Source organism: Thermosyntropha tengcongensis (assembly GCF_055381335.1).
On sequence record NZ_AP042437.1, the window covers coordinates 1,537,367 to 1,558,295 of the forward strand.

Below are 20,929 nucleotides of genomic sequence, written 5' to 3' on the forward strand. Positions count from 1 at the left end.
CCCTGCAGCTTTATTCCAAACGGCGATAAAAAGGCGGACCCAGTGTAGAAGAAGTAGCATTTAAAACCTCTTCCAGAACTGGTACATAACTTTCATCAAGATAAGCTTCCTCTTTGCTTATTATCTTTTCTATCGTCCTCTTGACTGGCACTACCCTGAATCTTAGCCTGCCGCTTTCATAATACATATGGGAAAAAGTGGGAGTATAGCTTGCCTCCTCTAAAACCGTAATATTTCGCTTGAGGTCTTTGGCAAACTTGAGCTTTACCACTATTCCGCTGTTGCGTTCAATACCTCTCTGGTGGCTTATAAAATTTCCCATAGAATAAAAAACAACTTTATCCCTGCCGCCGATATTAATTACCTCCATAGGCTGGATAACATGAGGATGACTCCCTAGTATTACATCAGCTCCCTTTTCCAGAAACTTACGCGCCATCATCCTCTGTTCCTGGGTAGGCTGGGGACTGTATTCCACTCCCCAGTGCAGAATCAGAATCAATACATCAACCTCTGGCCTTAGCCTCTCAATATCGCTTAATATCTTTTCTTCATCAATATAATTCAAAAAATAGGCATGTTCCTCCGGAACCGGAATGCCGTTGGTGCTGTAAGTATAAGCTATATACCCTACCTTTACCCCGTTAATATCCTTAATCAGAAACTTTTCACTATCTTCCTTGTTTTTATAGGTACCTACATAATCAAGTCCTGCTTTTTCGATAACCTCCATCGTCCTTACGGCTCCTTTATAGCCACGATCCATAATATGGTTATTGGCCGTAACTATAAGGTCAAATCCCGCCTTTTTAAAGGTATAAACTATCTCATCCGGGCTGTTAAAAAGGGGATATCCGGTATATTCCGCTTCTTTGCCAGCCATAGGAGCCTCAAAGCATACCGAAGTATAATCCCCTTCTTTAATCAAATCTTCCACTTCCGCAAAAAAAGAGTCAAAATTATAGCTTCCATCCGGATTTCTTCCTGACATAATCTGGGTATTATGCATAAGGCAGTCTCCAGTAGCTGTAAGGTTTATAGTTCGGATAACCTCTTCTTGGGAATTCTCTCTTTCTTCTTTTTTAACAGCCGGAACACTATTTGTATGAGAAGCCATATTAATATATAAAACAAAAGAACTAAAACAGCCCAAAAACACAACCAAAATAATTCCCAAGACCTTTTTTGGCAAAGAAAAGCCCGCCCTTCCTTTAATTTTACATCTATAACAAAAAAGAGGAAAACACAAAAGTGTTCTCCTCTATTTTAGCTTAATATGTTTTAGCCAGGAAAGTTATTTTCTGAGCTCCATTTCCCAGTTATCCTTATTATCAATTTTCATCACAACTTCATATCCCTGTGATCTGGCAAGTTTAGCCACATTTTCCTTGGATACCTGGCTGGTTCCCACCACTAATATTTCTTTCGCTCCGCTGTCCATAACCTTCTTGGTCTTCAATACCGGCATAGGACAGCTTAAGCCTCTTACATCCACCTTTTCCATGCTTTTCCCTCCTATTCTTCCCTGAAACTAAAGCCAAGCCAGAACATAACAAGGATACCTACCACACAGGCAATCTGGCCGTAGATGCCTACCCCGTTGGGAGAACCTGCAAACATAAAGTTGTGGGCAAAAGCTGCACCTACAATCATGCCGAAAACTACCGCTGCAGCATCCATATCCCCTTCGCCGGAAAGGATAAGCTGTCTTAAGGGGCATCCGCCCAGGAGGGTTGCCGTCACTCCTACCAGGTAAAGTCCCAGGAAGTTCCAAACCGACATGGTATGAGCTATCGGCTGGTCAGCAAATCCAGGTTTAAAGAAACCAAAAGCTATATTTAAAATCAAAGCCCCGATAAAAATCCCCAGGAAACCTAAAAGCAAGTAGCTGTCCCTTATAAGTATAAAATCCCTTATTCCTCCACTCAAGCAAAGCCGTGTTCTCTGAGCCAAAGCGCCTACTACAAGTCCAGCAGCCAGGGATATACCAAGGGGCGCAAATTTGGAACCTGGCCCTTCCGCACTGAAGAAAAGGGGGCCGCCTGCTTCCGGATTAAATACAAGCCCTTTAAGCAGGAAAAACAGGAATAAAAGGAAAATGAAAGGAAGCACAAGCCCACCCGCATTGGAATGGCTGTATTCACTGCGTCCCAAATTGAAACCTCGCTTCAAGAAAAACACCCCGGTAGCCACACCACAAACAAAGCCTATAAATCCTACCACTGCATTATAATCTCCGCCCGCCATGCGCAAAACATCACGCAAGGGACATCCCAAAAATACCAAGGCGCCAATCATCATAAAAATGCCCATAACAAAACGGACAAAAGTAGCTGAACCTCCGCGGGCTTTAAATTCCCCGGCAAACAGCGAGGTTAAAAGTGCTCCCAGGACTATACCGATAATTTCAGGGCGCATATACTGCACCAGAGCCGCCCTGTGCAAACCTAGAGCGCCGGCTATGTCCCGCTCAAAACATGCGATACAAAAGCCCATGTTAGGTGGATTCCCCAACTTCACCAGAACAGCAGCAATAGCTCCGATAATAAGTCCAGTAATTAAAATAAACCACTTACTGCGGTCCATATATGTAATACCTCCTCCTTAATTTTTAATCAGCCTTTCTAAATTATAACTTAAAGTTATAATTTAGATTAAAGCTTCATATACACAATAGATTTATATTCTTTTGGATTTAAAAAATTCCTGCTTTTTTGAAAAAATTTTTGCAAAAAAAAAAGAGGGTTTTGACAACCTCTTTATGTATTTAGTCCAGGCTTATTCTGCCCAAACTCCCTTTTCTAAAATCATTGAGCAGCATGCTGCATGTCTTGTTAAAATCCACTTCTCCGCCCTTAATAAGGCATCCCCTTTTTCTCCCTATTTTCTCCAATATCTCCAGGTCAGTTCCGTCTATCTCCGCCAGCTTAAACTTTTCCTTTAATATTTCCGGCCTTTTTTCTCTTAAAATTTTAACCAGATATAAAGCAACTTCATCTTCCTGATAAGCATTTTCCCCTATCACATCAATCAGGGCAAGTTTTAAACCCTGCTCCTCATTTTCTATTTTAGGCCACATGAGTCCCGGGGTATCCATAAATTCAATATCTTCCCGCACCCTTATCCACTGCTTCCCCCGGGTAACCCCTGGCTTGGCTCCCGTTCTGGCCACTTTCTGCCCCACCAGACAGTTCAAAAAGGTAGATTTGCCAATGTTAGGCACTCCCGCTACCATAACCCTGGCTGGCCTTATCCTTCTTCCTTTGGCCAGCATCCTGTCAGCCAGTGGTTTATATGCTTCTCCAATCTCCCTTAACACCTGCGGCATACCTTTTCCGGTTATTGAATCTACTGCTGCCACCCTGAAACCTTCTTCACCCAGCTTTTCCATATATTTTCTCGTACAGTCCTCATCCGCCAGGTCAATCTTGCTTAAAACCATGATTAAAGGCTTTTTGCTGACCAGATTTTCCAGATCTTTGTTGCGGCAGGAAAAAGGAGCCCTGGCATCGAGAAGAATAATTACCATGTCTACCAGCTTTACATTGTTTTCTATTTCGCGCCTGGCCTTCACCATATGTCCCGGATACCAGTTTATTACCATAAAAACTTACCTCCAAAAAAAGAGAATACCTTTAATGGTATTCTCTCAAAAAATCGGTATTATATTTATCTTCCCTTTTCCTTAACCTTAGCCTTTTTGCCAGTCAGTTCACGCAGATAGTAGAGACGTGCTCTACGCACTTTACCTTTTCTTACTACTTCAATCTTGGCAATTTTAGGAGAATGTAAGGGGAAAGTTCTTTCTACACCTACGCCGAAAGATATGCGGCGTACGGTAAAAGTCTTGGAAAGCCCTTCTCCTCTTATCTTTATTACTGTTCCTTCAAAAACCTGGATTCTTTCCCGGTTGCCTTCGATAACTTTTACATGTACCTTGACAGTATCTCCAGGTCCAAACTGAGGCAGATCTTTCTTATAATATTCTTCTTCGATTGAACGGATTATGTCCTGCACTTTCTTACCTCCTTCCACCAGGTGTTCATGCATATTTCATGCAGCGGACCACCTTTATTACACATAACATTTAGATTTTAGCATAAACAATTACTGTTAACAAGGGATAAAAACAAACATTATAAATACCATTCTTCTCCTAAAAGGCGGTCCAGAATTATGGCTACCGCACTGCGTACCGACAGGTGGTTGTAAGTGCGATCCTTTTCTACCGGTTCCAGTATATAATCACATGCTTCCATGAGTTCTCGTTTTATACCCCAGCCGGTACCGAAAAGGACAAGAAAAACATTTTCATCTTCTTTTATTTTAGTTTTCAAAGTACGATAGGAAACCGTATTGGGATATACCCTGGCATCAGTTGCCACGGTCAGCGGCTTTTGACCGGTTTCCTTTTCTATATGTTGCATGGCTTCTTCCAGGGTATAAAAAGTCCTTAGTATGTCAAAGGCTTCCTTACGGTCGGGATTATATTCCCCCCCATAGCCTTCCTGCCAGTAAGCAACAATCTCTTTTAGAAGTTTATGCTGGTTTTCCGAAGGATGAACCACCAAAAAACCATCCACGTCATAAGTGCGGGCAGCTCTGGCTATATCATGAAGATCGAGATTAGTTATGGAGGTAGTTACAATATCCATCCTCTTGTTATACATAGGATAGTGCAAGAGGGCTATATATACCTTGGCCTTTCTCAAAATTTCACTGCTCCCTGCCAAAAAGTATTTCCTGCAATAATCTTTTTTCTTCTTCATCATATTCCCGGTTCAAGAGCAATTCCGGACGTTTAAGCAGAGTAGTCAAAAGGCTCTGTTTTTTGCGCCAAAGCCTTATATTTTCATGATGACCAGAAAGTAAAATCTCCGGCACTTTCCTGTCGCGAAAAACACCGGGCCGCGTATACTGGGGATATTCCAGAAGGCCTCTGGAAAAAGATTCATCTTCAGCTGATTTTTCATCTCCCAGTACACCAGGAACCAGCCTTACCACTGCATCTACTACCACCAGAGCCGGAAGTTCTCCTCCTGTCAATATATAATCTCCAATAGAAATCTCTTCATCGACAAAATCCAGTGCCCTTTCGTCTATTCCTTCATAATGGCCGCAAAGCAAGATTAGATGTGGTTTTCCTGCCAGCTCTCTAACTTTATCCTGATTTAGAGGCTTGCCTCGTGGTGACATATAGGCTACCCAGGAATTGTCATCCCTTACACTTTCAATAGCCCTTACCACCACATCAGGCTTCATGACCATGCCGGCTCCCCCTCCATAAGGGTAATCGTCCACCTGTCCATGTTTATTCCCGGCATAATCCCTTATATTCACCAGATTTATAACTACTTTTCCTTTTTCCTGCGCTCTCTTTATGATACTTGCATTTAAAGGTGAAACAAACATTTCCGGAAAAAGGGTTAATATATCTATCCTCACCATTATCCTCCCTGCTCACTAATTTAGCCAATTAACGCGATTAGTCAATAATCCCAGGAAGGAGTTTTACCCTCATTACATTTTCCTCCAGATTTACCTCTTTTATCACACTCTTGATAGCTGGCAGCAAAACTTCGCCATATTCCTCAGATTTTACTATATATACATCATTGGCTCCTGTTTCCAATATCTCAGTAAGCTCCCCTAAAAAGCCTTTTTCTTCATCATATACCTTAAGCCCTTTTAGCTGAAAATGATAATAATACCCTTCAGGCAGAGGATAAACCTCACTCTCATGAATCATCAGGAACACATTTTTATATTTGGCAGCTTCCTCTTTGGATTCGATTCCCTTAAATTTTATCAAATACATATTATTGTAGGCTTTAGCTTCTTCAATCTCGAAATCCCGGTTTATCCTTTCCCCGTACAGCCTTACCCTCTTTAATTCCCTAAACCTCTCCGGGAAATCCGTTAACAGGGCAATTTTCACGGTTCCTTTAAACCCGAAAGTGCCTATTATCTTGCCAATAGCGACCATTTCATCATAATTCACCAAAAATCACCTCATAAAAAACCCTTAATAAAGGTTATAGGGCTAAAACTAGCCCTATTTGAGTATCTCTACCACTACCCTTTTTCCCTGTTTGGCACCTGCTGCCTTGGTAAGGGTCCTGATGGATTTGGCAATTTTACCTTGTTTGCCTATAACCTTTCCCATATCTTCTGGAGCAACCCGCAGTTCCAGTATAATTGACCTTTCTCCTTCAATTTCTCTTACCTCAACTGCATCGGGGTTATCTACCAGTGATTTAGCAATATACTCAACTAATTCCTTCACTTAATGTCACCCCCTGCTCCTTTCCATGCTATTTGCGGGTTTCAGCAAATTTAGCCAGTATACCTTCTTTTTGCAAAAGAGATTTAGCGGTATCAGAAGGTTTAGCCCCACTCCTGAGCCATTTTAATGCCTTTTCCTCATCAATCTTTATAGTAGCAGGGGTAGTATTGGGATCATAATAGCCTATTTCTTCAATAAACCTTCCATCACGCGGAGATCTGGCATCAGCCACCACTATTCTGTAAAAAGGCTTTTTCTTTGCCCCCATCCTTCTAAGTCTGATCTTGGTTGCCACTTACTTCACCTCCTTTATATTATTGCCATTAAACTGCGGTATTAAAAAGGAAATTTTATAGGTGGAAAACCACCCTTTTTGCCTTTTTTGCCTGCCAAATCAGTAATCTGCTTCATAAGCCTGCGCGATTCCTCAAACTGCTTTAAAAGACGGTTTACATCCTGTACTTTGGTTCCACTTCCCCTGGCAATCCGTTTTTTTCTGCTGCCATTTATTATCTCCGGATTTCTTCTTTCCTCGGGAGTCATGGACTTGATTATAGCTTCTATATGAGCAAGCTCTTTTTCATCAAACTCTGCTTTCATCCCTTTAAGCTGTTTTCCTAAACCAGGTATCATGCCCAAAATTTCTTCTAAAGGCCCCATAGACCTTACCTGCTGCATCTGTTCCAAAAAATCTTCCAGAGTAAATTCCTGCTGGCGGATTTTGCGTTCCATCTCCCGGGCCTTTTTCTCATCAAAACTGGCCTGGGCTTTCTCAACCAGGGTCAGGATATCCCCCATCCCCAGTATACGCGAAGCCATACGGTCAGGATGGAAAACTTCCAGCGCATCAAGCTTTTCTCCCATCCCTACATATTTGATGGGACAACCGGTTACTGCCTTAACAGAAAGAGCAACTCCTCCCCTGGTATCTCCATCCAGCTTGGTAAGTATTACTCCTGTTAGGCCCAGGTCATTATTAAAGGACTCTGCTACATTTACTGCATCCTGCCCGGTCATGGCATCTACTACCAGCAGTATTTCATCAGGAGCAACCGCTGCCTTTATATTCTTCAGCTCCTCCATTAACTCTTCATTTATGTGAAGGCGTCCAGCCGTATCCAGTATAACTACATCCCGGTTGTTGGACCTGGCATACTGCAGAGAAGCTTTGGCAATATCTACCGGATTATTTTGCCCCATAGAAAATACCGGCACATTAATCTGTTCTCCCAGTACCTGCAGCTGCTTTATCGCTGCTGGGCGGTACACATCGCAGGCTACCAGAAGCGGCCTTCTTCCCTGTTTAACCAGAGTCTTGGCCAATTTTGCCACCGTTGTAGTTTTTCCTGCCCCCTGCAGCCCTACTGCCATAATTACCGCCGGTGTCCTGGAGCCTAAATTAAGCTTGCTTTCCTTTCCCCCCATAAGTTCAGTCATTTCATCATAAACAATTTTTATAATCTGCTGGCCGGGGGTAAGGCTCTGCAAAACTTCCTGTCCTACCGCTCTATCCTTTACCCGGTTTATAAAATCTTTCACCACTTTAAAATTGACGTCTGCTTCGAGCAAGGCCAGACGCACTTCCCGCATGGCAGCTTTTACATCTTCTTCGGTTATCTTGCCTTTGCCCCTCAATTTCCTGAATATATCCTGCAGCCTGTCTGTTAATCCTTCAAATGCCACCTTACCTCTCCTTTTCCCTATAAAAGATCGGTTATCTCACGCAACATGCCTACTACTTCATCGCGTTTACTGCAATCGCCTAAAAACTCTGCATCCTGCATCAGATTACATACTTCCTCTATTCTATTTTTAATAATCAAAAATCTATGCACCAGTTTCAGCTTTTCTTCGTAGTCATTAAGCAGCCCTTCCGCCCGCTTTATAAGATCATGGACGGCCTGGCGGGAAATTCCCATCTCCTCAGCTATCTCGGAGAGGGAAAGGTCATGTTCATAATATAGTTCCAGAACATATTGCTGTTTATCTGTGAGCAGAGACGCATAAAAATCCTTAAGCATTATGAGGTATTCCCTTTTGGCAAGCATATAATATCTTCTCCAAGGTGTAAAGTAAATATCCTTTACGCAAGTATTCTATATTAATTGTCATTCCATGTCAAGAAATAAAAATTGCTTTTAAAATGGAAAAGCCATATAATTAATTAAATATCCAAAATCTGAGGTGAAGGTTTTGTTTGAAAAAATAGCGATTTTAACAGATAGTGCCTGTGATCTCCCCCGGGAGATTATCCAGAAATACGGGATAAAAGTTTTGCCCCTTAAGGTTATTTACGGAAATCAAGCTTATTCCGACCGCGAAGATATTCAGCCGGAAGAAGTATATTCCCGCATGCCGGAAGAAATCCCCACCACTTCCATGCCTGCTCCGGAAGAGATTAAAACTACTCTGGAAAAGATCAGGGAAGAAGGCTTCAGCCATGTACTGGCCCTCCATCTTTCCAGCAAGCTATCCGGCACTTATAATACTGTAAAAATGATAGCCAGGGAAATTAATGACCTCAAAATAAAAGTTTTGGATACCAAAACCCTATCCATAGGAAGCGGTTTTATAGTGATGGAAGCGGCAAAAAGCATCGCCTCCGGCATGAGCTGGGATAAAGTTGTGGAACATGTACAAAAAATCCAGTCCCAGGTAAAAGTGTTTTATGTAATTGAAACCCTGGAATACCTGCGCCGCGGCGGACGCATAGGCAAAGTGGCATCCATGCTCGGCCAGTTTCTGCACATAAAGCCTATAATATCTGTAGATGAAGAAGGGCAGTACTTCGTATATGCCAAAGCCAAAGGGCGCAAAAAATCTATTGAAAAACTGGCAGAAATTGTAGAGGAAACCGTACAAAACAAAAAAATAAATCTGGCAGTAATGCACGGGGGAGCCAAAGAAGAATTTGAAAAACTGGTAGAAAGGCTTAAAAAACTTCCTAACATCCAGGAGTTTATATGTTCTGACATCAGCCCCACTCTGGGGGTTCACACCGGTCCCGGCCTCCTGGGAGTAAGCTTTTATGAGGTATAAAATAAGCGGCTTTAAAGCCGCTTATTTTTATTTATATATATCTTCGATCAAATCCTTGTATTTTTCCATAACTACCTTGCGTTTTATCTTCAAGGTGGGGGTAAGTTCTCCAGCTTCTTCAGTAAATTTATGCGGGAGGATGCGGTAGTCCTTAATAGTTTCATAGTCTTCCAGATACTGGTTTATGCGTTTAACCTCTTCCGCTACCATTTCTTTCACAAAAGGATGGCTTATAACATCTTCTCCCACCTCTATACAGGTATTTATCCCATTTATCTCTGCATATTTCAGTTTCGTTTCATCAAAGGCAATACCTTTCTCCCTCATCATATAAAGGATTACATCAAAAGCGGGAACCAAAAGTGCAGAAATAAACTTGCGGTTATCTCCCAGGACTACTACCTGTTCTATTATTGGGCTGTTAATAAATTTAGATTCAATCTTTGCAGGAGCCACATTTTTTCCGGTATCCATAACTATGATATGTTTTTTGCGCTCAATAATCCTTAAAAATCCATCCTCATCAAATTCCCCAATGTCCCCTGTCCTGAACCAGCCATCCTCAGTAAAAGCCAGTTTGGTTTCTTCCGGATCTTTATAATATTCTCTTATTATGCCTACCCCTCTTACCAAAATTTCCCCATCTTCATCCAGCTTAGCTTCCACACCGGGAACCATCCTGGAAAGCCAGCCAATCTTGGTGGCGTTGGGATAGCCATGGCTTATGCCGGCTGCTGTTTCAGTAAGACCCCAGCCGTTGAGAAGCGGGAAATTAAGAACCAGGTAATTGCGATGCAGATCAGGCGGGAGATGTCCTCCTCCTGAATAGGGTATTTTAAGATTGCCTCCCAAAAACTGCCTGAGCTGGCTGAATACCATGGCATCCGCCCTCTTAAAATCGCGGGCCAATTCTTCATCTAAATATTTGGCAGGATCTTCTGTCAAATCTATAGCGCCATTAGGCTTGGTCCTTTTCTCCAGTACCTTCTCACCTATCCGGTAAGCCCAATCAAAAAGCTCCTTGCCTTCAGGACTGCTGCAAAAGGCTGCCTTAAATCCGGCATAAATGCGATCCCACAAGCGCGGCACCAGAAGGACCCAGGTAGGCTTAATCTGCTGGATATCCTGAATCAGAGTGGTAGGCTTTTCAGCATATCCTATACAGCCTCCTACAGATATCATGGCCAGATAAGAATTATTTCTTTCCCATATATGGGCAAGGGGTAAAAGGGAAAAAGCTACATCATTATAAGTTACAGGATAGCCGCCTATTTCCATGTGTTTGAGGCTGCGTGCCAGAGCCCCGATAAGGTCCTCATGTGTTAAAAGGCTTCCTTTAAGATTCCCGGTAGTACCTGAAGTATATATTATGCTGGAAGGATCACTGCCTTTTAAGGATTCCCAGCGGTTTTGCAGCGCCATAGGGTTCTGCAGGGCATAGGCCTTTCCTTTGTCCCGCAGTTCACTTAAGTTCATTATTTTGGGATGGTTGCCCTGATAAGTAGAATTCATTACAATTATGTATTCCAGCTCCGGAAGATTATGCAAGGCGGTTTCTATACGGCTTGCAATATCACTGTTGCCTACAAAAAGGAGTTTGGCCTCGGAGTGTTTTAAAATAAAAGATGCTTCCCCGGCTGATAAAGTCGGATATATAGTAACTGTAATTCCTCCTGCACACTGGATAGCAAAATCAACCCAGCCCCATCTTTCGCAGGTATGAGCCATAAGCCCAATAGCTGTGCCTTTAGCCACCCCTAAACTTAAAAGCCCATTGGCTATTTCCTGGACAATATCAGCAAAACCCTTATAACTCAGAGTGACATAAGTCCCTTCCATCTTGAACCTCATGGCTGGCCGTTCAGGGAAATTCTCTACCGTATTGTAGAACATCCTCGGCAAGGTTTTTACTTCTTTTTCAAACCTTTCAAGCATCTCCATAGTCCTTCCCCCTCACCATCAATTTTTCCTGTCCGTTATTTTTATTTTATCACTATTCAATATGATATTACAGTATTTCGTAATATTTTTATTACAAAATGTCTTAATTTTATTTATTTTGTTCTGCTTTATTTCGACCAAAAATTATCGTTCCATTATCTGGAAAATATTATAATAAATTAAAAAAAGGAGTATTGTATGAAAAAACTGGCAGCTTATACCCTGATATTGATTGTATTTTTTAATTTAGCTCCTGCTCCTCTTTATGCTGCGGAAAATCCCATCTTTAATCCAGAGGCTTTAAGCAGGGCAGAAATAAAAAAACTTTTACTTTCCGAACTCATATACCGTTACAGTTTTTATAACCTTTTCCTGAAAGAAACACACATAGAAAAAGGTTTTATCATATCTGATCACGGAGAAAACAACAGCGAGATTCTAAAATACCTTGAACAAGGTTTTTGTGCGGAATTAGCCTGGCAAATTATCAATTATGCAACCGCCTATCAGCCAGAAATCAAAAAGCAGGTAATAATCCCCAGGGAAGGACTGCCTATGATTACCGAAGAAGATTTGCCATTTATCAGATGGGAAATAAAAGAAAAGGAAATTATCTTTATCCGCACCTACCAGATCGATTGCCCGGATTTCATGCAGACTATCTGCTATAAAATCCATGCCCGCTTTAACAGTGATGGTTTTGAAATATACAAGCTCGAACTTGAGGAAAGGGAGACAAAAAAAGAAAATCCCAAATAATCCCCAAAAAGAAAGAGCTCAGTTTTCAAACTGAGCTCTTATAATTTCGCTATGGTGGGCGATGCAGGGCTCGAACCTACGACCCCCTGCTTGTAAGGCAGGTGCTCTCCCAGCTGAGCTAATCGCCCGTATTTGGTGACCCCTAGGGGATTCGAACCCCTGTTACCGCCGTGAAAGGGCGGTGTCTTAACCACTTGACCAAGGGGCCAAACATGGTGGGCCTACCAGGACTCGAACCTGGGACCAACCGGTTATGAGCCGGTAGCTCTACCAACTGAGCTATAGGCCCGGGAAATTTAACCCGCGAAATAAGTATATTAAATTTTTTCCCTCAGGTCAATAGACTAAAACTTATTTCGCTGCAATTTATTCAAGTAAAAAGCGGTAACGTGGTTACCGCTTTAAAGTTTTCTAAATGGCTCCCCGAGCAGGATTCGAACCTGCAACCCTCCGGTTAACAGCCGGATGCTCTACCGTTGAGCTATCGAGGAACATCATCATCGCCTCAACGATATTTATTATATACGCCACCTTTTAAATTGTCAACACATTTTTTATTTTTTATTCTATATAGTCTTTAAGTTTTTTACTGCGGGAGGGATGCCTCAACTTGCGCAACGCTTTAGCCTCAATCTGCCTTATGCGTTCTCTGGTAACCCCAAACTCCTGCCCTACTTCTTCTAAAGTTCGCGGCCTGCCATCATCCAATCCAAACCTCAGGCGCAAAACTTTTTCTTCGCGCTCAGTCAGGGTACTCAAGATCCCATCCAGGTGTTCCCTTAACAGTACAAAAGAGGCTGACTCTTCAGGAGACTCTGCATCTTCATCAGTTATAAAATCTCCCAGATGGCTGTCATCTTCTTCTCCAATAGGAGTCTCCAGTGATACAGGCTCCTGGGCTACCTTCATTATTTCAATAACCCTATCCACAGGAATATCCATTTCTTCCGCAATTTCATCCGGGGTAGGCTCTCTTCCCAGGCTTTGCAGAAGGCTCCTTTGTACCCTTGATAATTTATTTATAGTTTCCACCATATGCACAGGAATCCTTATGGTGCGGGCCTGGTCTGCTATGGCTCTGGTAATAGCCTGCCTTATCCACCAGGTAGCATAGGTACTGAATTTGTAGCCTTTGCGATAATCAAACTTTTCTACCGCCTTCATAAGGCCCAGATTGCCTTCCTGAATGAGATCCAGAAACAACATCCCTCTTCCCACATAACGTTTGGCAATACTTACTACCAGTCTCAGGTTGGCTTCTACCAGCATTCTTTTCGCTTCTTCATCCCCGTTTTCAATCCTTTTGGCCAATTCTATTTCTTCATCAGCTGTAAGAAGAGGCACCCTTCCTATTTCCTTCAAATACATGCGAACAGGATCATCTATTTCAATCCCTTCTGGGATCATTACCTCTTCTAAATCAAGAGCTTCCGGGTCTATATCAAGACCAGCATCATCAATGCCAGCATCAATATCAGAATCCCCAACAACTACGTTTATGCCCGATGAATGCAGGCGTTCTAATATTTCTTCAATATCTTCAGGTTCTAAGTTACTGAAAACCTGTAATTCATCGATAATCTCATTATAGGTTATATACTTTTTTTTCTTGGCTTTTGTTTCCAGCATTTTTACTATTCCATCCAGCTTCTTGTCCAATTTCATCTTATCCCCCCTTCCTGGGCATTATTTAGAAATAAATCAAGATAAACCAGAAACTTCAACACTTCCTTAAAATCCCCTTTATCCTTCAAAATATTTATCCTGGCAAAAAATTTTTGCCAGATAGCTTCTCTCCTGCTTTCTAAAAATCTTTTAACTACATCGGCTATCTGTGCCTTGCTTAAAACATTACCATCCTGTATTAAAAAAGTTAATTTAGCATAACAGGACATAAGTCCTTTTTCCTGCAGCCTGGCTTCTAAAAGCCTTTCTTTTTCCATATTATCCTTTTCACCTATCTCATCATATACCATACATATCTGGCGATAATCCTCATTAGTAAATATCCCGTAACCTGCTTTTTCTTTTACATATTTAAATACTGCGCTGTCCATAAGCATAGCCGCCATTAATCTATCTTCCCATGTATAATTACCGTATTTTATATTATACCTTTTTGTTATAGTTTTATTCCCAGTTTTATCCGTTTTTTTGGGGTTTATACGGTTTATCTCGCGATATATAAGATTTTCTTCCAGCTGTAATTTTTTTGCCAGCACTTTTATATAATAGTCCCTGGCTATTTCACTTTCTAAATCCAATATATCGGATTTTATCGCATTTATTACCCGTATCTTATCCTCCAGCTGCATCGTTTTCTGATTTTTTATATATCTGTCGATTTTAAATTCTATATAGCTTATTTTATTATTCTGTATAAATGTCAAAAAATCCTCTTTTCCGACTAAATCGATATACTCATCCGGATCATGTCCCCCGGGAAGTAATGCCACATAAGTCTGCAGCTTTTCTTCATGTAAAATCTCTCCTGCCCTCAAAGCTGACTTTTGTCCTGCTTCATCACCATCATACAGGATTATTACCTTTTCCGTATAACGCGCCAGAAGTCTCGCCTGTTCCGGTGCAAAAGCCGTTCCCAGAGAAGCTACCACATTTTTTATACCAGCCTGGTAAAGCTTTACACAATCAATATAACCTTCCACCAGGATAGCCTCATTAGCCTCTCTAATCGCTTCTTTGGCCTGAAAAAGGCCATAGAGATTGCTTCTTTTGGAAAAAAGCTCAGTCTCCGGGGAATTAAGGTATTTGGGAAGGCTGTCATCCAAAACCCTTCCCCCAAAAGCCACAATATCGCCATTATATTTAAAAATCGGAAAAATTATGCGATTGCGGAAAAGATCAAAATAATTTCCGGTTTTCTCGCTCTTTTTTAACAAACCTGATTTAACCAGATAATCACCTGCCACCCCCTGGGAAAGCATAAAAGCTTTCAGGCTTTCCCAATCATCCGGAGCATAACCTAATTTAAAAAGATCAACAATTTCCTCTGTTATACCCCTTTTTGCCAAATATTCTCTAGCTTCTTGCCCTTCCGGCTTTTTCAGCATGTCATGGTAAAAAAGGGAGGCTTTTTTATTAATATCGAGGATAACTTTCCTGATATCCCCATTTTCTTTTTTAAAACTGGCGGAAGAAATATTAATCCCCGCTTTAGCTGCTAAAATCTCCAGAGCTTCCTTAAAACTTACTCCATCCCTTCTCATTACAAAAGAAAATATATCGCCACCGGCATGGCAGCCGAAACAGTAATACATATTTTTTTCAGGCGTAACACAAAAAGACGGTGTTTTTTCCTGATGAAAAGGGCATTTCCCCCAGTAGCGGTTTCCCTTGCGTGTCAAACTTACAGTTTCTGAAACTACATCAACTATATCCAGCCTTAGCTTTATTTCTTCAACTATATCATTGCTACCTTGATAAGAATTCATTTACCTCACCTACTATTCGATAAAAAAAGATAAACTCCTTCTAAATATTCTAAATATGTCTAACATTTTTAGTTTTTAATTATCTCACCCTTTTTTTCTTCATATAACCTGAAGGCTTCCGGCACCAGAGACTGAGGAATATATAAATCTTTAAACACAGAAATACAGTATTCGTCACTCATGCCGGAAATATAATCTGCCACTGCTCTCTCCAGTCCTTCCTCATCAGCTATCTCCCGGTAAAGAGGGCTCATCTTGCCCGGATTCTTGCGATAATAATCATACAAATGCTCAATAATAAAAGAAGCCCTGCTTCTTTCTGCCTGACATACCGGACCAGTATATACATTTTCAAACATGAATTTTCTTAAACCTTTCAGGGCTTCTTCTATCCGGGGACTGGGGACAACGATAAGCTCACCCGATTCTTCCCAAATTCTGCGGGTATTGTATATAGTATCAGTAACCAGGGTAGCTATCCGCTGGCTGTGGGTGTAGCCCAGCACTTCCAGATATTCTTTCGGAATATCTTCCAGGGTCAAAAGCCCTGCTCTTATAGAGTCATCAATATCATGCTGCACATAAGCAATCTTGTCGCTTAGCCGTACGACCTGCCCTTCAGGAGTAAATGGCTTCTTATCTTCTTTATCATAGCCACTGTGATAAAGAACACCATCCAAAACTTCTTCAGTAAGGTTAAGTCCATTTCTGCCCTTATGCTGTTCCACCCGGGTTAAAACCCGAATACTATTTTCATTATGTTTAAATCCTCCAGGCAAAAGCTCATCCAAAACCTGTTCACCCGCATGGGCAAAAGGGGTATGTCCTACATCATGGGCCAGGGCTATGGCCTCAATCAAATCAAGGTTAAGATTTAAGCCAGCCCCTATTGTTCTTGCAATCTGGCTTACCTCCAGGGTGTGAGTAAGGCGGCTCCGGTAATGATCACCGGGGGGAGCAATAAAAACCTGTGTTTTATGTTTAAGGCGGCGAAATGACTTGGAATGAATTACCCGATCCCGATCCACCATAAAACAGGTTCGAATAGGATCCATCTCTTCTTTCTCCCTTCTGCCCCTGGAATTGATGGCTAAAGTAGCAAAAGTGCTCAGCATCTTTTGTTCCCTGGCTTCCAGTTCTTCTCTTATATGCAAAACTTCTTCCCCCCTTTAAAATTGCTAAAAATAACAAAAATCCTTAAAGCCCTAAGCTTAAGGATTTTGCGTGCTAAACCGCCTTAATATCTTACTCCTCAACAAAAACAGCAATAAACCTAGCGCATCCTCAAAGGCTTAGTAGCTCCTGCTACCTCAGCTATTCTCTTACCAATAATAGAGGCTCTTAATACAGCATTATCATCTTCCCAGGACGGTCTTTGCCCTGCAGCTCCCATATGTCCGCAGTCATCATCATAATAACCGTCTCCTACTACTATCATACCCTGTACCAGCATCATATCCTGCATAGCCCTGATAGTAGTTTCCTGTCCGCCAAATCTGGAAGCTCCTACCGCCACAGCTCCTCCTACCACATTAAGAAGTTTTTTATCATTTCTTAAGCCTCTTGTTTTATCCCAAAAAGCCTTAAGCTGTGCAGAAACAGTACCAAAATAAACCGGACTCCCCATAATAATGCCGTCAGCTTTAGAAATAAGCTCTAAAGCTTTTTCCATTTCTTTATCCTTAAAACATTTTCCGGAACAAGGTGCAGAACAGGCCACACAAAAAGGGGTAGCCAGGTCTTTAATTACCTGCTGACAGTGGATGAATTCAACCCTGGCCCCCATTTTTTCACATTCATCGGCTGCTTTTCTTAGCAAAAATGCGGTATTTCCTTCCCGATCAGGGCTTCCATTTATTGCTACAATTAACAATTCGGACATTTAATTACACCTCCACTGCTATTTTAATACTACATTTTAAATCATATTCCTCTATATTTATGCTTAATTATTTATTTTATTTCACACAAATTCAATTTATGACTAAAAATAGAGAAAACCCGGAATATTCCGGGTTTTCTCCTGTTTTATACCTATATCCTGTAGCTGGCTGCTTTCATTATTGCTGCCTGGTGAGCTTCATCCACCCTGTCAGTTCCATGGGTTCTGCTGTTTTTGAAGTGGATACAAAAATGGCCGTCAAAATTATTATCATAAATATCATATAGCCCATGGGGCATTCCATTCTGAGAAGCAGCAAAAACACGTCCGTTAACACTTACTATTATTGCCCGTCTTGCCCAGCTCCACTGCCCACCATATATCTGCTTCATTTTGGCGGTATCAGCTTTGGTTAAAGGTTCACAGTCAGCATGATTGGTACCGCCTTTTCTCTTTACCTGATAACTTATTCCGGTATCTACATCAGTAACGGTAGCAATACTGCCTCTGGTAAATACATACTGCACTTCAGTCCACCAGTCTGCTGCTTCCGGATACCTTATTCCACTGCGGGAAGGAGCAGTCATATTCGATGCAGGTATTAATAGCACCTGTCCAGGGTATATCATGTCAGATTTGAGATTATTTGCCTGTCTTAATGCATTTACAGTTATTCCGTATTTTAAACTTATTTTATATAAAGTATCTCCTGATTTTACTACATAAGTCCTTTCCGCCTTTTTCCTTAAAAGCATCTCTTTAGTCTGTCTGCCAACTATGCCATCAGGATACAGGTTATTATCTTTCTGAAATCTGACTACTGCATTATAGGTATTGCTGCCAAAAATCCCGTCTACCCCTTTGGTATCATAACCTAAAAAAGTCAAATCACGCTGCAAATTTTGTACATATGTACCTTTGCTTCCTAACTTTAAATCTAAATTTCCATAATCGGCTAAAACATCACCCGTAATAATTAAAGAACTTACAGTAAAAAACATCAATAATAAAAGTATTCTCCCCAACTTAAACTTCGTTTTGCAGTTCACTTCATCACTCTCCCTTAAACTAAGAAGTTATCATATTTTAGTCACAACAAAAAAAAAGAGACAAACTACGAAATGTTTGTCCTACCTGTATAATCTTTCAACAAATGTAAGCATCTTTTTTTTGTTGTATTTAAGTTAAAAATATTAACATTAATTCCTATATGTATTATTAATACTATAATGTATATAATTTCCTTATCCTTAAGTATTTTTTAAAAAAAGTATAAATCACTGGCCTGAAACAAAAACTGCTAAAAGGACTATTTTCAATTTCATGAGGTGATAAAAATGCAAACACAAATTCTATCCCGCATTTCTCATTATATACCAGGCAGAATACGCCTCAACTTTCCTGAGATAAAAAACAATCCTGTTATTCTAAAAATCATTGAACAGGAACTGCATACCCCTGATATCAATATTTTAAAAATCAATAAACTTACCGGGCGTATTCTTATCCAATATAATCCCCAGCAGCTCTCTTCAGAAGAAATAGAAAAAAAATTAACTATTATAGAAAAAAAAATCGAAAATAAAACAGCTAAAAAAAATTTACCTATAACCGAACCTGAAGACATAAGTATAAAAGCTCAAATAATAAGGTTATTCATTATAGGTGCTGCAGCACTCTTTCTTTTGATAAATCGCATATCTTCACCAAAAAAGGCTCCTATGCGCCCTTTAGTTTTTAATCTTAATGCTATCATAAATATAATTGCTGCTTACCCTTTTTTAAACAGCGGTCTTAAATTTTTAACCGGTAAGCTAAAAATCAATCACGACCTTTTGGTAGGCAGTACCATTTTTGTTTTGTTATTTTTACAAAAAAATATTTTGGGCATTTTAGTATTATGGTTAAGTTATTTAAATGCACTTATATATAGTATGGTAATGAAATCTTCGGAGGAAAATCTAGAAGATATATTGCAAAAACTTCCTGGATTGGATGACAGTTCTTATTTTGCTAATAAACCCTTAGTTTTAAAAAAATCGCAATATATTCCTTATAGCGCCCAAATAATAGAAGGTTCAGCAGTAATTGATGAATCTTCAGTAAGTGGCAACCCTATCCCTCTTATTAAATCAAGCGGGGATCATGTTATGGCCGGTAGTTTCATAAAATCTGGAGAAATAAAAATAACTACCTCCTTTGATGATAAAATACTTACTGATCTGGATGAAGTAGTTAAAAAAGCCACTGTCAATACTGAAGTAAGTAACGATATAAATTCTTATATTAATAAAATAACTAAAATATCTTTTATCTGTGCATTAAGTTCATTTATATTTACCCGTGATATCAAACGATCCATATCTGTGCTTCTTGCCGCTAACCCTACAGCTGCAAGTATGTCAGCGTTAGGGGCTTATCGTTTTGCATTAGCCAAAGCAGCACAAAACAATATCTTAATCAAAGACATTAAATCTTTAGAAAACCTGGCAGAAACAGATACTATAATATTTGATAAAACAGGAACTTTAACTACCGAAACACAATTTAAGCAAATAATCGCAACCACTGATAAATATTCACCGGAACAAATCTTAAAACTGGCTGCCTCTACTGAACAAGACTCAATGCATCCCCGCGGATATGCTCTGATTAATACAGCTCAAAAACTAAATATGGAACTGCTCCCTATAAAAAAATTAAATCTGCAAATAGCACAAGGTGTAAAAGCCAATATTAAAGGCAAAACAGTAAGTGTCGGTAACAGCAGGTTTATGAAAACTCAAAACATTACTATTCCTGAAGATATAGAACTAAAATATAAAAGTTTATCCCTCAGAGGATATTCTGTGCTTTATGTAAGCATTGACAACCAGATAGCAGGTTTGATTGTTTTAGAGGATATAATTAATCCCCAAAATATAAGAAGCATCCACAATCTTCGCATAACCGGTATTAAACATATAGGAATATTTACAGGAGACAACAGATATGCAGCTCAAAATATAGGAAAAAAAATAGGAGCAGATTTTGTATATGGAGAAGTTTCACCTGCTGAAAAAGAAAATATAGTACAAAAAGTCAAATTAAAAGCTAAAAAAGTAGCTGTAATAGGCGATGGTATAAATGATATACCTGCATTACGTACAGCTGATGTAAGTTTTGTACCCGGATCTTCCCCTCAAAGAGCTGTAATAAACAATGCTGATATAATATTACTGGATTCAAATCTTGACAATATAAACAAAACTATTCAAATCTCCAGATTAAGTTTCCAAATATCCAGGCAAAACCTGGCCCTTGCCGGTATCTTCAATCTTTCCGGCCTTGGATTAGCCCTAGCCGGGATAAGCAGCCCCTTGAGCAGTTTTATAATCAGTAATCTAAATACTTTATCAGTGCTCCTTAATTCGTCTCGCCTGCTGAAAATATCTTTATAATAATATTTTATATTTTACATAAAAAATTCCTCCTGCTATTTATAATGAAAATCTACAATTTTTACAAAAAAATTACATTAATCTAAAGCCATTTTATAATATCAGGTTTAAACTAAAACCAGCAGTTTAT

Annotated in this window: 21 protein-coding genes and 4 tRNA genes; 3 read left to right on the plus strand and 22 right to left on the minus strand. The window is 40.2% G+C overall.

Annotated elements, in window-relative coordinates; translation table 11 throughout:
* Window positions 1–10: 10 nt before the first annotated feature.
* The 12 genes from ACZ42E_RS07365 to ylxM all read right to left on the minus strand — a co-directional run bounded on the left by ACZ42E_RS07365 (window position 11) and on the right by ylxM (window position 8,334).
* Window positions 11–1,117: a CapA family protein gene (locus ACZ42E_RS07365; protein WP_464891702.1), complete on the minus strand. Its 1,107-nt coding sequence runs from the start codon at window positions 1,115–1,117 to the stop codon at window positions 11–13.
* Window positions 1,118–1,294: 177 nt separating this feature from the next.
* Window positions 1,295–1,504, minus strand: a complete 210-nt coding sequence (locus ACZ42E_RS07370; RefSeq protein ID WP_464891703.1) for a sulfurtransferase TusA family protein — start codon at window positions 1,502–1,504, stop codon at window positions 1,295–1,297.
* An 11-nt stretch (window positions 1,505–1,515) separates the two neighbouring features.
* Window positions 1,516–2,586, minus strand: a complete 1,071-nt coding sequence (gene yedE / locus ACZ42E_RS07375; protein ID WP_464891704.1) for a YedE family putative selenium transporter — start codon at window positions 2,584–2,586, stop codon at window positions 1,516–1,518.
* A gap of 181 nt (window positions 2,587–2,767) precedes the next feature.
* Window positions 2,768–3,604: a ribosome biogenesis GTPase YlqF gene (ylqF, locus tag ACZ42E_RS07380; RefSeq protein WP_464891705.1), complete on the minus strand. Its 837-nt coding sequence runs from the start codon at window positions 3,602–3,604 to the stop codon at window positions 2,768–2,770.
* Window positions 3,605–3,669: 65 nt separating this feature from the next.
* On the minus strand, window positions 3,670–4,017 hold the full coding sequence (gene rplS, locus ACZ42E_RS07385) for a 50S ribosomal protein L19 (protein WP_464891706.1): 348 nt from the start codon (window positions 4,015–4,017) through the stop codon (window positions 3,670–3,672).
* A 119-nt stretch (window positions 4,018–4,136) separates the two neighbouring features.
* A complete protein-coding gene (locus ACZ42E_RS07390) occupies window positions 4,137–4,712 on the minus strand; it encodes an RNA methyltransferase (protein WP_464891707.1) in 576 nt (191 codons plus the stop codon).
* Between the two features lie 4 nt (window positions 4,713–4,716).
* Window positions 4,717–5,445 carry a tRNA (guanosine(37)-N1)-methyltransferase TrmD gene (trmD, locus tag ACZ42E_RS07395; RefSeq protein ID WP_464893505.1) on the minus strand — a complete coding sequence of 243 codons (729 nt, stop codon included), beginning with the start codon at window positions 5,443–5,445 and terminating at the stop codon, window positions 4,717–4,719.
* A gap of 40 nt (window positions 5,446–5,485) precedes the next feature.
* Window positions 5,486–6,001 carry a ribosome maturation factor RimM gene (rimM, locus tag ACZ42E_RS07400; protein ID WP_464891708.1) on the minus strand — a complete coding sequence of 172 codons (516 nt, stop codon included), beginning with the start codon at window positions 5,999–6,001 and terminating at the stop codon, window positions 5,486–5,488.
* Between the two features lie 54 nt (window positions 6,002–6,055).
* On the minus strand, window positions 6,056–6,286 hold the full coding sequence (locus tag ACZ42E_RS07405; RefSeq protein ID WP_464891709.1) for a KH domain-containing protein: 231 nt from the start codon (window positions 6,284–6,286) through the stop codon (window positions 6,056–6,058).
* Window positions 6,287–6,314: 28 nt separating this feature from the next.
* Window positions 6,315–6,581: a 30S ribosomal protein S16 gene (gene rpsP, locus ACZ42E_RS07410; RefSeq protein ID WP_464891710.1), complete on the minus strand. Its 267-nt coding sequence runs from the start codon at window positions 6,579–6,581 to the stop codon at window positions 6,315–6,317.
* Window positions 6,582–6,622: 41 nt separating this feature from the next.
* The gene (gene ffh / locus ACZ42E_RS07415; protein ID WP_464891711.1) at window positions 6,623–7,969 is read right to left on the minus strand and encodes a signal recognition particle protein; all 1,347 of its coding nucleotides are present in this window, start codon (window positions 7,967–7,969) and stop codon (window positions 6,623–6,625) included.
* Between the two features lie 17 nt (window positions 7,970–7,986).
* Window positions 7,987–8,334, minus strand: coding sequence for a YlxM family DNA-binding protein (gene ylxM / locus ACZ42E_RS07420; protein WP_464891712.1), 348 nt, complete (start codon window positions 8,332–8,334; stop codon window positions 7,987–7,989).
* Window positions 8,335–8,470: 136 nt separating this feature from the next.
* On the opposite strand from ylxM, the gene ACZ42E_RS07425 reads away from it, so the two are divergent.
* Window positions 8,471–9,325, plus strand: a complete 855-nt coding sequence (locus ACZ42E_RS07425) for a DegV family protein (RefSeq protein WP_464891713.1) — start codon at window positions 8,471–8,473, stop codon at window positions 9,323–9,325.
* 27 nt (window positions 9,326–9,352) lie between these two features.
* Here the strand turns inward: ACZ42E_RS07425 and ACZ42E_RS07430 are convergent, their stop codons facing one another.
* Complete coding sequence (locus ACZ42E_RS07430; protein ID WP_464891714.1) at window positions 9,353–11,266, minus strand: AMP-dependent synthetase/ligase; 1,914 nt, start codon at window positions 11,264–11,266, stop codon at window positions 9,353–9,355.
* 198 nt (window positions 11,267–11,464) lie between these two features.
* Here ACZ42E_RS07430 and ACZ42E_RS07435 point away from each other — a divergent pair, with 198 nt between their 5' ends.
* On the plus strand, window positions 11,465–12,025 hold the full coding sequence (locus tag ACZ42E_RS07435) for a hypothetical protein (protein ID WP_464891715.1): 561 nt from the start codon (window positions 11,465–11,467) through the stop codon (window positions 12,023–12,025).
* Window positions 12,026–12,077: 52 nt separating this feature from the next.
* On the opposite strand, the gene ACZ42E_RS07440 is transcribed toward ACZ42E_RS07435, so the two are convergent.
* The 9 genes from ACZ42E_RS07440 to ACZ42E_RS07480 form a co-directional block, all read right to left on the minus strand.
* Window positions 12,078–12,153, minus strand: a tRNA-Val gene (locus ACZ42E_RS07440).
* Window positions 12,154–12,158: 5 nt separating this feature from the next.
* Window positions 12,159–12,233 (minus strand) — tRNA-Glu (locus ACZ42E_RS07445).
* 5 nt (window positions 12,234–12,238) lie between these two features.
* A tRNA-Ile gene (locus ACZ42E_RS07450) sits at window positions 12,239–12,314 on the minus strand.
* 127 nt (window positions 12,315–12,441) lie between these two features.
* Window positions 12,442–12,516: transfer RNA gene (locus ACZ42E_RS07455), tRNA-Asn, on the minus strand.
* A gap of 70 nt (window positions 12,517–12,586) precedes the next feature.
* Window positions 12,587–13,690 carry an RNA polymerase sigma factor RpoD gene (gene rpoD, locus ACZ42E_RS07460; RefSeq protein WP_464891716.1) on the minus strand — a complete coding sequence of 368 codons (1,104 nt, stop codon included), beginning with the start codon at window positions 13,688–13,690 and terminating at the stop codon, window positions 12,587–12,589.
* Window positions 13,687–15,477, minus strand: a complete 1,791-nt coding sequence (gene dnaG / locus ACZ42E_RS07465; RefSeq protein ID WP_464891717.1) for a DNA primase — start codon at window positions 15,475–15,477, stop codon at window positions 13,687–13,689. Before dnaG ends, rpoD begins: the two co-directional genes overlap by 4 nt.
* A 68-nt stretch (window positions 15,478–15,545) precedes the next feature.
* Window positions 15,546–16,631: a deoxyguanosinetriphosphate triphosphohydrolase gene (locus tag ACZ42E_RS07470; protein ID WP_464891718.1), complete on the minus strand. Its 1,086-nt coding sequence runs from the start codon at window positions 16,629–16,631 to the stop codon at window positions 15,546–15,548.
* Between the two features lie 119 nt (window positions 16,632–16,750).
* Window positions 16,751–17,350, minus strand: a complete 600-nt coding sequence (locus tag ACZ42E_RS07475; RefSeq protein WP_464893506.1) for a flavodoxin family protein — start codon at window positions 17,348–17,350, stop codon at window positions 16,751–16,753.
* A gap of 161 nt (window positions 17,351–17,511) precedes the next feature.
* Window positions 17,512–18,408 carry a LysM peptidoglycan-binding domain-containing protein gene (locus ACZ42E_RS07480; protein WP_464891719.1) on the minus strand — a complete coding sequence of 299 codons (897 nt, stop codon included), beginning with the start codon at window positions 18,406–18,408 and terminating at the stop codon, window positions 17,512–17,514.
* 288 nt (window positions 18,409–18,696) lie between these two features.
* Here ACZ42E_RS07480 and ACZ42E_RS07485 point away from each other — a divergent pair, with 288 nt between their 5' ends.
* A complete protein-coding gene (locus ACZ42E_RS07485; RefSeq protein ID WP_464891720.1) occupies window positions 18,697–20,799 on the plus strand; it encodes a heavy metal translocating P-type ATPase in 2,103 nt (700 codons plus the stop codon).
* The last annotated feature ends 130 nt before the right edge of the window (window positions 20,800–20,929 follow it).